This is a genomic window from Johannesbaptistia floridana, from assembly GCF_057440575.1.
Genome location: NZ_JALKVM010000047.1, coordinates 14,521 through 29,319, shown reverse-complemented (window position 1 = coordinate 29,319; position 14,799 = coordinate 14,521). Strand labels below are relative to the sequence as shown.

Sequence of the window (14,799 nt, the reverse complement as noted above, 5' to 3'; positions counted from 1 at the left end):
AGTAGCCTGTAGGTTGGGCCCTTGTCATCCTACACACAACCATTTCACTCCTTGTCTTTAACAAAGATATGATCCCCCCTGACCCCCCTTACTAAGGGGGGCTTTATCAGTAGCCTGTAGGTTGGGCCCTTGTCATCCTACACACAACCATTTCACTCCTTGTCTTTAACAAAGATATGATCCCCCCTGACCCCCCTTACTAAGGGGGGCTTTATCAGTAGCCTGTAGGTTGGGCCCTTTTCATCCTACACACAACCATTTCACTCCTTGTCTTTAACGGAGATATGATCCCCCCTGACCCCCCGAGCTTGCGCTATCCCTTATAAGCAACTCGTGAAACCTTTGTATAGCAAGGGAGCACCGGAGCACGGGAGCTGGGAGACCCCTTTTAAGTGCGATCGCCTGGTTCCCCCCTTGGTAAGGGGGGTTAGGGGGGATCTAATCCCTCAACCCAACCTACCGGGAGTGCGATCGCCTGGTTCCCCCCTTGGTAAGGGGGGTTAGGGGGGATCTAATCCCTCAACCCAACCTACAGGCTACGTACAGGCTACCTTCTTACTCATTACTCATTACTCGTTACTCATTACTCATGTTTGGTGCGTTACGGGCTTCGCACGCTTCACACCCTACTAATGCTGAATAGGCCAACAGGTGAGAATCAAAATTTAAGGGCGATCGCCTTAATTCTTTAACTCATTACTTCAAAACTCAAATAATTACTTTAAGACTTCAAGACTTCAAGACTTCTTACTTCAAGACTTCAAAACTCATTACTTCAAAACTCATAATTCATCCACAACCAGTAACATTAGGTAAAGATGCAATATCTGAGGCTCCCCCTCTCCCGGAGCTATACATTCTCAATTCTCAATTCTCAATTCTCAATTCTCAATTCTAAACAGCCATGTCAACTCTTGACCTGCCCATAGGGGAACAAGTCCAGAGTCGAGAAATGGGACTTCATCGGGGATGCGCCAGGTTGTTTTGGTCAAAGTAATCTTTTCTGTATTTCGGGGTAGTTGATAAAAATCCGGTCCAAAAAAACTAGCAAAAGCTTCAAGTTTATCAAGTGAATTAACACTATAAAAGGCTTCTGCATATAACTCCATGGCGTGCAAAGCAGAATAGCAACCCGCACAGCCACAGGAACTTTCTTTGCTATTGCGGGGATGGGGAGCGCTATCGGTGCCTAGAAAAAACTTGGGATTCCCAGATGTTGCTGCTTGCAAAAGTGCCAAGCGATGCTTCTCTCGTTTTAAAATTGGTAAACAATAGAAATGGGGGCGAATGCCTCCAAAAAAGAGCATATTACGGCTAAATAATAGGTGTTGTGGCGTGATGGTTGCCGCGATGTTCTTGGTTTCTAGGACAAACTGCACGGCATCCTCTGTGGTAATATGTTCAAGGACAACTCGCAGCTTGGGAAATCGATGCTTGAGGGGAATTAAATGTTTCTCGATAAACACCTTCTCCCGGTCAAATATATCAACATCTCGGTCTGTTACTTCCCCGTGTAATAACAAAGGTATGTCAACCTGCTCCATCATTTCTAAGACGCGATCGCATTTACTAATATCAGTCACACCGAAATCTGAATTAGTGGTTGCACCTGCGGGATAGTACTTTATTGCTTTGACAAACTCCGATGCTTTAGCGGCGATAATTGCTTCGGGGCTTGTGTTATCGGTGAGATACAGTGTCATTAGGGGTTCAAATTCTTGGTCAGGGGGAATTGCGGCGATTATGCGATCGCGATAGGCTGCCGCCTCAGCTACTGAGCGTATTGGCGGCTTTAAATTTGGCATAATGATGGCCCGGCCAAACTGACGTACTGTATGGGGCAGTACTGCTTTTAGTGCCTCTTGGTCCCGTAGATGCAGATGCCAGTCGTCTGGTCGGGTTATAGTAAGTTTTTGCATTTTTCTATCAAAATTAAAGGATATGAGTTGTTTGATAGTGGTAGCTGAATGGTAGCTGAGTAAATCAGCGAGCTACTGGTTAGCGATTCTTAGTTTCTGGGAACCCGAACCCGTAAGGGTTTGAGAAAAATGGCTCAGGGCAGACTTGAACTGCCGACCTAAGGCTTATGAGTCCTCCGCTCTAACCAACTGAGCTACTGAGCCTTTCTTACACCTTGACTAGTTTAGCATAAAAAAATGCAAATAATCAAGAAATTTATCGGTTGAAAAATAAAAAAATAATTAAGACCAAAAAGCCTTAAAAAAAATTAACATAGAAAGAGAGTGAAGTAACTTATCGTCACCGAAATTATGTTAATAAAAAAAAATAGTAGTCTCAAATGGCTAATCTCAATCATATTGTTAATTAGCGGAGGGTTAACTATTTGGTATTCTACAAAATGGATAGAATCGCCCAAGGCAGAATCATCACAAGAGAGGAAGTTTCCACCTCGTCCAGTAGAAATAGAAAAACTCACCAGTGGTGAAGCCATCAGAAAAGTGAGTTTACTAGGTCAAGTAGAGGCAAGCAATAGAGCAACAATCCGCTCTCAAGTAGACGGAATAGTGGAACAGGTAATGGTAAAAATAGGCGATCGCGTCACTGTAGGCCAAACCTTAGCCCAACTAGACAAAAGAGATCAACAACTAGCCCTATTAGAAGCCCAAGCCCGTTTAGCCCAAGAACAAAGCCGATTAGACCGCCTAGAAATAGGTACTCGTAACGAAATCATCAGTCAAAGAGAAGCGGAATTAGCCGCCGCCTTAGCTAGGGAAGAAGAAGCAGAAGACAATCTAAGGCGGATTTCTCAACTAACCGAACAGGGGGCTTTAAGCGAGCGAGATTTAGTCCAAGCCAAAACCAGCGCCATGGCTACCCGCAACGAAAGGTTAAGACTACAGGCACTATTAAGCGAGGCAGAAACAGGCCCTACACCTGAAGAAATTGCCGCCCAAAGGGCCGTAGTACAATCAGCAGTAGTAGCTGTTCAACAAGCACAATTAGATTTAGAGAGAACTACAATTACTGCCGACTTCTCGGGGGTTGTTCAATCGAGACAAGTAAATCCAGGAGACTATGTAGAAAGTAGTGATGCTCTAATCTCCCTTGTTAATAATGAAAGTTTAGATATTTATTTAGAAGTACCAGAAAGGTTAATTGGACAAATACAACCAGGTCAAGTGGTTGAACTCACTGCAAGAGCTTTACCTGATTGGCAACAAAAAGCTCAAGTGGAAGCCGTGGTACAAGCTACAGAAGCAGCAACCCGTCGTCAAATTGTACGTTTAGCTATAGATAATCCTCCCTCAGGCTTACTCCCAGGAATGGCCGTCCAAGCCAATCTAGAACTAGCACTAAATGACGATGAAGAAACATTTATTGTCTCTCGTGATGCTTTAACGAAACAAGATGACCAATGGTTCATTTTTATTGTAGAGGCAAATCAGGCTAAACAATATGCCGTAGAACTAAAAAGCGATATGGGTGAACAAGTAGCTATTAGTAACCCACAACTAGAAGCAGGTCAACAAATAGTCACTACTGGCAGTGAAGGCTTAAGAGATGGAGCCGATGTAAAAATTGTTTCCCCAGAGTTAACAAAATAACAATCATAATCACTACTTAGTATCAAAGATGAAATTAATTAATACAGCAGTACGCTGGCGACACGGAACCTTTGTTTTATTCTGCATCTTAGCTCTTTTTGGTATTTTAGCTTTATTTAACTTACCAGTGGAATTACAACCTGGTGGAGATCAACCCGAAATCTCTATTGATACCAATTATCCAGGTGCTAGTCCTAACGAAGTAGAGGATTTAATCACTCGTCCTATTGAAGAAGCCCTAGAAGATGTTCAAGGGATACAAGAAATCAATAGTACTAGTAGCGCAGGATCTAGTAGAATTACAGCAGAATTTGAATGGAATACCAATATAGAAGATCGCTTTGTTGATGTCTTGAGTAAGTTACAGTTGATATCCGACCTGCCTGAAGAAGCGGGAGACCCTTCTGTGGAGGTTATAAGTGGCTCAAGTAGTCCCATGATGTGGATTGTACTATTTCCTCAACCAGGATATCAACCAGATCCAGATCGCTATCGGGATTTAGTTGATGATCAAATTGTTCCTAGGTTACGTCAAGTAGAAGGAGTAGGAAAAATCATCACCCCTGGAGGTCGTGAAAAAGAAGTAGAAGTAGTTGTAGACCCCAAAGCTTTAGCTGATAGACAACTCACTCTCAATGATGTGGTTACAACTTTGCGGAATAATAATCGGGATATTCGCGGTGGTCCTATGACTGTAGGCCGCAGAGAATATAGAGTGAGAACAGTAAGTCGCTCTAATGATATTAGTGATTTAGAAGACTTTGTGCTGCGGCGAGATGATTCGGGAACCGTTTTTATTAGAGATGTAGCTAGAGTAGAAATGGGCCGTAAACTAGAGAATACTATTTTAATGGTTAATGGTGAACCCACTGTAGCTATAGGTATCGAAAGAAGAATTGGTGGTAATGTACCAGAAGTTAGCCGAGGTGTTCGAGAAGTCCTCAATGAGTTAGAACCAGAATTACTGCAACAAGGTGAAGGAGTTGAATTTTTAATCAACTATGATGAAAATGATTATATTCAACAATCAATCAAGCTAGTAGAAAATAACTTAATCATTGGGGCAATACTAGCGGCAATCATCCTGATACTATTTTTAGGTTCAATGCGCACAGTAGCAGTAATCGCTCTAACTATCCCAACTACAGTAATTACGGTTTTTATTGTGTTGATGTTTTTGGGACGTTCTCTCAACGTAATTAGTCTAGCTGGGATTGCCTTTGCTGTGGGGATGATTGTTGACAATGCAATTGTAGTATTAGAGAATATCTTTACTCATTTGCAACAGGGAAAAACACCAATGAGAGCAGCAATTGATGGTGCTGAGGAAGTTTGGTCAGCAATGCTGGCTTCGACTTTGACCACTGTAGCTGTATTCATTCCCATTGTTTTAGTAGAGGGAGAAGCAGGACAATTATTTTCTGATATTGGGATTGCTTTGTCGAGTGCAGTTTTATTTTCTCTATTTGCCGCTTTAACCCTAGTGCCAATGTTGTCTGGTTTGTTCTTAAACCGACAAGAAGCAGCCCAAATGTTTGAAGATAATCAAGAAGGTAGAGGCAATTTTTTAGAAAAAACGATCTCTCGTACCTCTAGAATATTTAGATCTGTAGAGACTAAACTAGAAAACCTCTTACTAGCTAGTGTAGCTTGGTCTACAGGGCCACAACACCTGATGCGGCGCCTATTCTTATTAGCTATACCCATACTCCTGCTGTGGACAGGTATTAACCTGTTACCTCCTGCCGACTATCTCCCTGAGGGAAATCGTAACCTAGTGATTTGGCTAACAGAAGCTTTTCCGGGTACTTCCATACCAGAGTCAATCAGACTGTCTAAACCTCTTACTGAATATGTAGCTAAACAACCAGAAGTAAAGCGCTATATTCTCTTAAATAGTCCTAGTCGTCGAATGCTTCTGGTATTTGTGAAACCAGAATTAGCCACTAGTCAAGGTTTAAATAGTATTGTAGATCGCCTCAGGAGTGTTAGTGGTAATTTCCCTGGGTATCGCTTTGTTTTTCCTATACGGAGACCTATCTTTCGGAATCCAGGTAAATCCTACGAGGTGCATTTTATGGGGCAAGATTTAGAAACTCTAGCATCTATAGGAGATGAAGTAAGCAGGGAAATTGCACAACTTCCGGGAGTTGAGAGTGTGCGGTCAGATTTTGTGAATGGTGCTCCCGAATTACAAGTAATTCCTAATCGCCTCAGATTAGCTGAAGTTGGTCTCTCGGAAGCAGATGTAGGTGAATTGGTAGAAGCGGCTTTAGGCGGTATACGGGCTTCTGATTTTGTCGAGAGAAGAAGGGAGTTAGATGTAACGGTAGAATTGCAGGATACCTTTGTAAATACTCCTGAAGAGTTGCGACAATTAGTTATCTATACTAGAGATGGACAACAGGTACAGTTAAAGGATGTGGCTGAAGTTGTAGACACTATTGGACCTGATGTTATTAACCGTATCGATTTACAAAGGGCTATCACTCTCACTGTGAGTGTTGCTAGGGAAGCGCCTCTAGGTCAATTGGTTGATATGACAGATAAACAGATTATTCAGCCATTACGAGATAATTTACTACCTGGTTATAAAGTTAGGTTAGGAGGTTCGGCGGATGTATTAGCCCAAACCCTGACTCAAATGAGTTATACTTTCTTGCTTTCTTTACTGATTACTTATTTGTTGTTGGTGGCTTTGTATCGCTCTTTTCTCTATCCAGTAGTAATTATGATTACGGTACCTATTGGTTTAACTGGTGCGGTATTGAGTTTGGTAATTGTTAACTGGATTCCTGGAATGATTGTACCTTTTGATATGATGACGAGATTGGGTTTTGTCATTCTTACAGGAGTGGTGGTTAATAATGCAATTTTATTAGTAGATAGGATATTGCAACTACAAGCCGAAGGCAAAAGTTATGATGATTCTCTCTACTGCGCGACGCGCGATCGCCTTCGTCCGATTTTTATGTCGGCAGGTACAACTATTTTGGGAATGTTGCCTTTAGCCTTTTTCCCGGGACAAGGTGCAGAATTATATCAAGGTTTAGGTATTACCCTGATTGGTGGTTTAGCTTTGTCTACTTTTTTAACTCCCACTATTGTTCCCGCTTTGATGGGATTATTAAGAGATGTTTCTAAGAAACAAGTAACTAGGAAGCAAGAGAAAATTATGGTAAGAAAATAACTTACTGAAAAGGGCGATCTCCCTTTTCAGTAGGATGTTTCACAATCTTGTTAGTAGCTACGACAAAACTCACGAATAGTAGTAGTTACATAAGTCAACATCTCTTCTGTCAGACCAGGAAAAACTCCAATCCAGAATACAGAATTCATTACCTTATCAGTATTATCTAAGTTACCGACGATGCGATAATTTAAATTTTGATAAATGGGTTGACGCACTAAATTTCCCCCGAACAACAGACGAGTCCCGATGCGTTTTTCTTCGAGATGTTTAACTAAATCATTTCTACTAAATGGAGCTTCTTCTTTAACAAAGATAGGGAAGCCAAACCAGCTTGGATCTGAATTAGGCGTTGCTTGAGGTAGAGTGAGAAAATCTTGTAAATCTGTAAGTCTTTCTGATAAAAACTTAAAATTATCACGACGTTTAGCTATAAATTCTGGTAACTTATCTAATTGGGCTACTCCCACTGCTGCTTGCATATCAGTCATTTTCAAATTGTAGCCCATATGAGAATAAGTATACTTATGGTCATAACCAAAGGGTAAATCACCCAATTGCCAAGCAAAACGTTTACCACAAGTATTATCAACTCCTGGAGGACACCAACAATCTCTTCCCCAATCTCGAAAAGATTCGACTATTTTTTTCAAACGAGAATCATTAGTTAAGACTGCGCCTCCTTCTCCCATAGTCATGTGATGAGCTGGATAAAAACTAATAGTAGCCAGATGACCAAAAGTACCAGTTTTTTGGCCTTGGTAAGTACTGCCTACGGCATCACAATTGTCTTCGATTACCCAGAGATCATGTTTTTCCGCAAAAGCCATTACTGCTTCTAAATTGAAGGGATTTCCCAGGGTATGAGCGAGCATGATTGCCTTAGTTTTTGGAGATAGAGAGGCTTCTAGTTGCTCTACATCAATTTCATAACTCGGCAGTTTAACATCTAGAAATACTGGTACTAACTGATTTTGAAAAATAGGATTAACAGTGGTGGGAAATCCTGCTGCTACTGTGATTACTTCGTCTTGGGGTTGTAGTCTTTTGTCTCCAAGTTTACTGGAAGTCAAGGCTGATAATGCTACTAAATTAGCTGAGGAGCCTGAGTTTACTAGTAAACAATGTTTGACTCCCATCCATTCAGCGAATTTTTGTTCAAATTCTGCTGCATATCTTCCAGTAGTTAACCAAAAATCTAGAGAAGAATCAACTAACTTAAGTAACTCTTGGTCGTCAAATACTTTTCCTGAAACAGGAACATAGGTTTTTCCTGGTAAAAATGAGCGAGATTCAAATTTATATTTATAATAGGATTTTACTGCGGCAAAAACTTCTTCTCTTAATTGTTGTTCTGTAGTTTCTTGTTTAGGGAAGGATGTAGTCATGAAAAAACCTCTTTTTGTTGATTATTTATTCAATAACAGATAGTTTTGGTTTAGCGATGTCGGCTTGATAAGATTGAATTTGCTGTATTGTTAAATCTTGAAATTCAGTACTTTTACCTTTATCTATTTTATTAGCTTCACGATACCAAACTACTGTTTCTTTGACTGTGCGCTCAAAATTCCAGACAGGCTGCCATTTTAAACTATGAAACGCTTTATCGGTTACTAAGTTTAAGAGCTTAGCTTCGTGTACTGCTTGGGGGTCTGAGCAATCAATCCAGGAGCCATTCCAATGTTGTAAAATACATTCTACTAGTTCTCTAACGGTTCTATTTGAGCTTAAAGGTGGTCCAAAGTTAAAAGCCCCACACAATTGCTCTAGGGTTTTAGATGAGGAGGAGTTATCAAGGTGCTGGTCTAATTCCTCATATATCCTTTGAGCTAGGAGGAGATAGCCGCCTAGGGGTTCTAAGACGTGTTGCCATGGTCTAGTGGCTTGGGGATTTCTTACTGGTATAGGCTCTTGCTTAACTAGAGAGCGAATTGCATCAGGCACAATACGGTCTTCGGCTAAATCACCACCGCCAATTACATTTCCTGCTCTCACACTAGCAATACCTACAGGAACTTGCTTTCTAGTAAAAAAAGAATTACGCCAAGATGCGATCGCTATTTCTGCTCCTGCTTTACTGGAGCTATAGGGATCATAACCCCCTAAGGGGTCATTTTCTCTGTATCCATATACCCATTCGCGATTTTCATAACATTTATCTGTGGTTATTAGAACGGCAGCACAGGGTTTATCTAGTTGTTTTAGAGCTTCTAGTACATGAATTGTTCCTGTTACATTTGTATCCCATGTCTCTACAGGCTCTATATAGGAGCGCCTTACTAAAGGTTGAGCTGCTAAATGAAAAACCACATCAGGTTGCCACTCTTTAATTAATCTTTTGACTAAATCTATATCTCGGATATCTCCTAGATAGTGACTTAGTTGACTTGCTAAATCTAATTGATTAAATAATGATACTGACTCAGGTGCTAGACTTAAACCCCTTACTTGTGCCCCCAAGTTAAGTAACCACAGAGATAGCCAAGACCCCTTAAAACCTGTATGTCCCGTCAGGAAAACTTTTTTCCCTTGCCAAAATGAATTCATTCCCATACTTTCCATGGTGCTTTACCACTATTATTGAGATTATTTAATATCTCCATTTCTCTATATGTATCCATACATTGCCAAAAACCTTCGTGTTGGTATACTGCTAGTTGTCCTAACTCTGCTAAGTTTTTCAATGGTTCCGCTTCAAAAATTGTGTCGTCTCCTTCAATGAACTCTAAAACTTTGCGGTCTAAAACGAAATAGCCACCACTAATCATCCCTTCACTAACTGGTGCCTTTTCTTGAAAGCGAGTTACTAAATTATCTTCAATTATCAATTCACCAAATCTCGAAGCTGGATGAACTGCTGTTAATGTTGCCAGTTTGCCATGTTGCCGATGAAATTCCACTACTTTACTAACATCCACGTTACAGACGCCATCTCCATAAGTAGCTAGAAAAATATCGCTACCCATTCTCTCTATGTAGGGTGCTAGACGTTTTAAACGTCCACCTGTCATAGTTTCTTGTCCAGTATCTATTAACCAGATTTTCCAATCTTCCTCATCATGGACCTGATTGAGATTTGTTACTTGTTTTTTTCCTAATTCTAAAAGTACGTCGTTGTGATTCCAGTCATAGTTAAAAAAGTAATCTCTGATCATTTCTCCTTTGTATCCTAGACAAAGCATGAAATTTTTAAATCCATAGTGGGAATATGTTTTCATGATATGCCAGATTATTGGGTATCTGCCGATAGATATCATTGGTTTCGGACGAAACTCAGTTTCTTCTCTTAATCTAGTTCCTTTTCCGCCGCACAAAATCGCTACGGGAATTTCTGCTAATTTTTCAGGTTGGAGGGTCATAAAATTACCATATTAAATAACTGTTTAGTAGCATAGTTACTATAGAGCTGCTAAGCTTGTTTTCCATTAATGTCATAGGCACGTCCTAATGTCAATGGTTTACTCTAAGTTTTTCCTGGCTAAAACTTTGTTAAATATTTGACGTTTTTTTACATATTCCTCTTACTTCAAGACTTCTTACTCGTTACTCGTTACTCGTTACTCATTACTCATTACTCAACCACAACCAGTAACTTTGGGTAAAGATGCAAAATCTGAGTCTAGGAGAGTCGAAGAATGTCAAAATATAATCAGCATATAAATAAAAGCTGAAACTTAAATATGGAAGCAAAACTTAAACCAGATTGGGCAGGAGAAGACTGGTTATCAAAACTAGTCAATCTTTTGATTAATACTAAACCCATTTACGCCTTGATGAAATACCAAGCTAGACAAGTAATTATTAAAACTGCTGAAAAAAAGGGTATTTCCTGGCGTCAAAATTATCAAGCTTTACAGGCTAAGGGGGTAGAATCACAACTAGAATCTTTTACCAAACCCGCCGTTACTTATCCCGATTACTATCAATTGCCTTTTCATGCCTACTCCCAGGGTAACCTCTGTTGGCAAGCGGCTTTAGAGGCACCTTCTGCTACCTATGCTATGGCTTTGAGAGTTTGGAAAGGGGAAGATTTAACCTGGCAAGAAGCCCAAGCTAAACTCCGCAACAATTTCTATCAATTAGTTTCTCAGTATACTCCCAAAGAGATTACTAACATTCTCGATTTGGGCTGTTCTGTAGGTATTTCTACTCTAAGTTTGCATAGATACTATCAAGCTAAGCAAGAAACCCCAATCAATACTGTAGGATTAGATTTATCTCCCTACATGTTGGCAGTGGCATCTACTTTAGATAGTGAGGGTGAAATCAGTCAATGGTGTCATAATCAAGCTGAAAAGACTGATTTTCCTGACAATTACTTTGATTTAATTACTATACAGTATGTGTTGCACGAGCTACCAAATGAAGCTACCAAGGCTATTTTTAAAGAGGCGGCAAGAATTCTGAAACCAGGCGGTTGTCTTGCTATTACTGATAACAATCCGCGATCGCCTGTGATTCAAAATCTCCCTCCTGCTTTATTTGTACTGATGAAAAGTACTGAACCTTGGAGCGATGAATATTATACTTTTAATGTGGAAGATGCTTTAACAGAAGCTGGCTTAAAACATTTAAACACAACCTCAGTTGATCCCCGCCATCGCGGCATTATTGCCACTAAAACTGTTACTACTTAAATAATTAGGGTCAAACTCTGCTGCTATAGCCATAAAAGTATGTAACAACACATTAGCACCCTGGGTACATTCTTCAGGAGTTGTATACTCATCTTCTGAATGACTAATCCCCTCTTTACTAGGGACAAAAATCATGCCCATATCTGCAAAACGACCTATTTCTTGTGCATCATGTCCAGCACGACTTGGTAGATAAGTATAGTCTAAGTTGAGATTTTTAGATACTTGAGCAATTATATCCATAATTTCTGGTTCTGCTAAAGTAGGTAAAACATGAAGCAAAGTATCCAGGGTAATTTGTGTCCCAGTTTTCTTAGCAATAGCATGGAGTTGATGTTTCAACTCTAGGATCATATAATCAAGATGATCTTGAGATAAATCCCGTAAATCAATGGCTAAATTGACTCTTTCTGGTACTGTATTTACGGCATTGGGAGAAACTTCTAAAAATCCCACTGTGGCTACTTGTTCTCCTGGAGTTTCTGTAGCTAAACGATTTACAGTTAGTACCACTTCAGAAGCTGCTACTAAAGCATCTTTCCTCATATTCATTGGTGTAGTTCCTGCGTGATTAGCTCGCCCTTCGATCTTCACAGCTAGGCGATATTGTCCCACAACCCCTTGAACTACGCCGATGGGTTTACCTTCGTATTCTAATACTCCCCCCTGTTCCACATGTAATTCTACAAAGGCGGCAATTTCTCCTGGCTTGCGGTGTGCTTCTTTGATTCTTGACCAATCTCCGCCAATTTTAGCTAAACAGCTTTCAATCGAAGTGCCATCGCGACGACGGTAGGCATCAGAGTCGTTAACTACGTTACCTGCCATGGCTTTACAACCGATAACTGTACATTCCTCATCGGTAAAAACAATTACTTCTATGGGGTTATTTAATCTTATATTTTTTTCTGATAGGGTTTTTACCACTTCAATTCCGGCTAATACTCCTAAAACTCCATCAAAGTGTCCGGCCACTGGTACTGTATCAATATGGGATCCTGTGGCTATGGCGCCTAGTTCTGGATTTTTCCCCTCATATCTGCCGATCATATTTCCTGCGGTGTCTATACGCACTTCCATTCCTGCGTCTCTCATCCAAGCTTTAACTAGTTGTCGCGCCTGTAAGTCTTCTGGTGTGAAGGCAACTCTACTAACTCCACCATTAGCTAGTTTACCAATTTGAGCTAGTTCTGCAATGCGATTGTTTAGGCGATCGCCGTTGATACGTAAAGGTGATGTAGATATATTAGGATTATTTTGAACTATCATTCTTTATATTTATCAAAGGGTAATTGTTTATTCTTCTTTTCTAGTGTTAGTTATCCCTGCTTTGTATACTGTATACAAAGCCACAAAATAGGGAATTTCACTAAATTTTTAAGCGTTGAGTATTAATTCTTTAACTCATTACTTCAAAACTTCAAGACTCATTACTCAACCTCCACCAGTAACATTAGGTAAAGATGCTTTGGTCTGAGTTAAGTTTTCCCAGATTATTCGGGAACAATCAAACTCTCTAAACGAAACCAAGCAATTTGATTAATTTCTTGGATGGCTCGTTTTTTCTCCTCATCTAGACTGTTTTCTAAACGGGATTGAAAAGATTCTAAAATAGAGTCTTGGGTATGATTTTTAACAGCAATAATGAATGGGAAGCTAAATTTGTTTTTGTAAGCTTGATTCAACTGTTGAAAATGTGCATACTTTTCTGGTGAAAGGCGATCTAATCCGACTCCTGCTTGTTCTTTTACAGAGGCTTCAGCCATTTTGGCTTTACTACCTAAGTCAGGATGAGCTGTAATCAGCTTTAATTGGGCTTGTTCACTCATTTGGTTAACTACCCCTACCATAGTTTGGTGTAAGCTGGCGATGCTATCAAAAGGTTTTTGATACCAAGTTTGAGTGGCAATTTCTGGCGTATGTTCAAAAATCTCCCCCAAGGTATTGGTAAAAGTCTCTTGATTCATTTGATTGAGTTCTGATAGTGTTACCATAATTATTTCTATCCTTGTGGGTGATACTTATACCAGTGATTGGCAAGATCAATCCGGCGACATAACCAGACTTGTTCGTGTTTTTGCACATAATCAAGAAACCTAGCTAAAGAAGTAGCGCGTCCTGGTCTCCCAGATAAGCGACAATGTAAACCTACACTCATCATTTTTGGTGCAGTTTCTCCTTCTGCGTAAAGCATATCAAAGGCATCTTTTAAATAGGTATAGAATTGGTCTCCTGAGTTAAAACCTTGGGGAGTAGCAAAGCGCATATCGTTATTATCCAGAGTATAGGGAATAACTAAATGGGGTTTTCCATACTCATTTACCCAGTAGGGTAAATCATCTGAGTAACTATCAGAGTCATAGAGAAATCCCCCCTCTTCTACTACTAATTTACGAGTATGGGGACTATTTCTTCCGGTATACCAACCTAGAGGTCTACTTCCAGTTACTTTGGTGTGAATGGCGATCGCTGTTTCTAGATGTTCTCTTTCTGCTGTTTCTGAAAAATAGCGGTAATCAATCCATCGGTAACCATGAGTAGCTATTTCCCAGTCTGCTGCTATCATTGCTGCCACTGCTTCTGGATTACGTTCTAGAGCCATAGCTACTCCATAAACTGTTACGGGGATTCCTCTTTGGGTAAAAAGACGATGTAAACGCCAAAATCCTGCTCTACTACCGTATTCATAGCAAGATTCCATATTTATATGTCTGATACCCATAAATGGTTCTGCACCCACTATCTCTGATAAGAAGGCTTCTGATGATTGGTCTCCGTGTAAAATTGAGTTTTCCCCACCTTCTTCGTAGTTAATTACGAATTGTACGGCGATACGGGCATTATTTACCCATTGAGGGTTAGGGGGGTTTTGCCCGTAGCCAATCATGTCTCGGGGATAGGATGATGTCATATAGTTACTTGATAATTACTGTTTAGCTTTTAACTGCCTGTTGACTTGCTTTGTAAGCTGCCCAGCCGCCATGGTGGGAAATATCTGGCCAGTTATACTTCTCGATTAATTCTTGGGGGTAGAGAAATGCAATTAAGGTTTCTTCATCGTTTGAGTATACTTCTGCTGGGTACATGTTGGGAGGTTCGTTACTTGCTAAATACTCAAATTGCTCCTCGGTTAATTCGTATATTTCTCCAGGAATAGAAATACCTCCTTCTGAGACTTGGTATATAGCTGGATGCCAACCGTCTCCTGCTGAGTGAAGGCGATACCAGGGTTTAGTAGTTGTTTCTTTGATGAATTTTGCATCTTGTAGGTTTTGGTGATCTGGTTGTCCTCTCAGGGCTGAACCACATATAAATACACGTTTCATAGTCTCTCCCTTTGTTTTTTTACTAGGTTTGTATACTGTATACAGTTTAGCAAAGTTTTGTAAAAAAATCTCGGATCAAC

General features: G+C 40.2%; 11 protein-coding genes and 1 tRNA gene. 3 read left to right on the top strand and 9 right to left on the bottom strand.

The genetic code is table 11. The features are described from left to right. Positions 1–881: 881 nt before the first annotated feature. On the bottom strand, positions 882–1,919 hold the full coding sequence (pyrC, locus tag MW688_RS03525) for a dihydroorotase (RefSeq protein ID WP_486734535.1): 1,038 nt from the start codon (positions 1,917–1,919) through the stop codon (positions 882–884). Positions 1,920–2,049: 130 nt separating this feature from the next. Further along, positions 2,050–2,123, bottom strand: a tRNA-Met gene (locus tag MW688_RS03520). A 147-nt stretch (positions 2,124–2,270) separates the two neighbouring features. On the opposite strand from MW688_RS03520, the gene MW688_RS03515 reads away from it, so the two are divergent. Both MW688_RS03515 and MW688_RS03510 read left to right on the top strand, forming a co-directional pair. Continuing rightward, positions 2,271–3,566: an efflux RND transporter periplasmic adaptor subunit gene (locus tag MW688_RS03515; protein ID WP_486734534.1), complete on the top strand. Its 1,296-nt coding sequence runs from the start codon at positions 2,271–2,273 to the stop codon at positions 3,564–3,566. 28 nt (positions 3,567–3,594) lie between these two features. After that, positions 3,595–6,756 (top strand): efflux RND transporter permease subunit, encoded by a 3,162-nt coding sequence (locus tag MW688_RS03510; RefSeq protein ID WP_486734533.1) that lies wholly within the window; start codon positions 3,595–3,597, stop codon positions 6,754–6,756. Positions 6,757–6,806: 50 nt separating this feature from the next. Here the strand turns inward: MW688_RS03510 and rfbH are convergent, their stop codons facing one another. From rfbH to rfbF, 3 genes are read right to left on the bottom strand one after another with little or no spacing between them, the layout of a single operon-like run. Beyond that, entirely contained in the window at positions 6,807–8,144 is a 1,338-nt protein-coding gene (gene rfbH / locus MW688_RS03505; protein WP_486734532.1) for a lipopolysaccharide biosynthesis protein RfbH, read from the bottom strand. A gap of 25 nt (positions 8,145–8,169) precedes the next feature. Continuing rightward, a complete protein-coding gene (gene rfbG, locus MW688_RS03500; protein WP_486734531.1) occupies positions 8,170–9,303 on the bottom strand; it encodes a CDP-glucose 4,6-dehydratase in 1,134 nt (377 codons plus the stop codon). Continuing rightward, complete coding sequence (rfbF, locus tag MW688_RS03495) at positions 9,300–10,115, bottom strand: glucose-1-phosphate cytidylyltransferase (protein ID WP_486734530.1); 816 nt, start codon at positions 10,113–10,115, stop codon at positions 9,300–9,302. Before rfbF ends, rfbG begins: the two co-directional genes overlap by 4 nt. A 321-nt stretch (positions 10,116–10,436) precedes the next feature. On the opposite strand from rfbF, the gene MW688_RS03490 reads away from it, so the two are divergent. Next, complete coding sequence (locus tag MW688_RS03490; protein ID WP_486734529.1) at positions 10,437–11,393, top strand: class I SAM-dependent methyltransferase; 957 nt, start codon at positions 10,437–10,439, stop codon at positions 11,391–11,393. Here MW688_RS03490 and MW688_RS03485 read toward each other — a convergent pair. The 4 genes from MW688_RS03485 to MW688_RS03470 form a co-directional block, all read right to left on the bottom strand. After that, complete coding sequence (locus MW688_RS03485; protein ID WP_486734528.1) at positions 11,340–12,662, bottom strand: allantoate amidohydrolase; 1,323 nt, start codon at positions 12,660–12,662, stop codon at positions 11,340–11,342. The genes MW688_RS03490 and MW688_RS03485 overlap by 54 nt on opposite strands. A gap of 224 nt (positions 12,663–12,886) precedes the next feature. Further along, the gene (uraD, locus tag MW688_RS03480) at positions 12,887–13,387 is read right to left on the bottom strand and encodes a 2-oxo-4-hydroxy-4-carboxy-5-ureidoimidazoline decarboxylase (protein ID WP_486734527.1); all 501 of its coding nucleotides are present in this window, start codon (positions 13,385–13,387) and stop codon (positions 12,887–12,889) included. A gap of 8 nt (positions 13,388–13,395) precedes the next feature. Beyond that, complete coding sequence (gene puuE / locus MW688_RS03475; RefSeq protein ID WP_486734526.1) at positions 13,396–14,304, bottom strand: allantoinase PuuE; 909 nt, start codon at positions 14,302–14,304, stop codon at positions 13,396–13,398. A gap of 22 nt (positions 14,305–14,326) precedes the next feature. Further along, complete coding sequence (locus tag MW688_RS03470; RefSeq protein ID WP_486734525.1) at positions 14,327–14,719, bottom strand: allophanate hydrolase-related protein; 393 nt, start codon at positions 14,717–14,719, stop codon at positions 14,327–14,329. Between the last annotated feature and the right edge of the window lie 80 nt (positions 14,720–14,799).

Coding starts and splice junctions, on each gene's coding strand:
- MW688_RS03515 (WP_486734534.1), top strand. CDS start 2,271: ATGTTAATAAAAAAAAATAGTAGTCTCAAATGGCTAATCTCAATCATA.
- rfbG (WP_486734531.1), bottom strand. CDS start 9,303: ATGAATTCATTTTGGCAAGGGAAAAAAGTTTTCCTGACGGGACATACA.
- MW688_RS03490 (WP_486734529.1), top strand. CDS start 10,437: ATGGAAGCAAAACTTAAACCAGATTGGGCAGGAGAAGACTGGTTATCA.
- pyrC (WP_486734535.1), bottom strand. CDS start 1,919: ATGCAAAAACTTACTATAACCCGACCAGACGACTGGCATCTGCATCTA.
- rfbF (WP_486734530.1), bottom strand. CDS start 10,115: ATGACCCTCCAACCTGAAAAATTAGCAGAAATTCCCGTAGCGATTTTG.
- uraD (WP_486734527.1), bottom strand. CDS start 13,387: ATGGTAACACTATCAGAACTCAATCAAATGAATCAAGAGACTTTTACC.
- MW688_RS03470 (WP_486734525.1), bottom strand. CDS start 14,719: ATGAAACGTGTATTTATATGTGGTTCAGCCCTGAGAGGACAACCAGAT.
- MW688_RS03485 (WP_486734528.1), bottom strand. CDS start 12,662: ATGATAGTTCAAAATAATCCTAATATATCTACATCACCTTTACGTATC.
- puuE (WP_486734526.1), bottom strand. CDS start 14,304: ATGACATCATCCTATCCCCGAGACATGATTGGCTACGGGCAAAACCCC.
- rfbH (WP_486734532.1), bottom strand. CDS start 8,144: ATGACTACATCCTTCCCTAAACAAGAAACTACAGAACAACAATTAAGA.
- MW688_RS03510 (WP_486734533.1), top strand. CDS start 3,595: ATGAAATTAATTAATACAGCAGTACGCTGGCGACACGGAACCTTTGTT.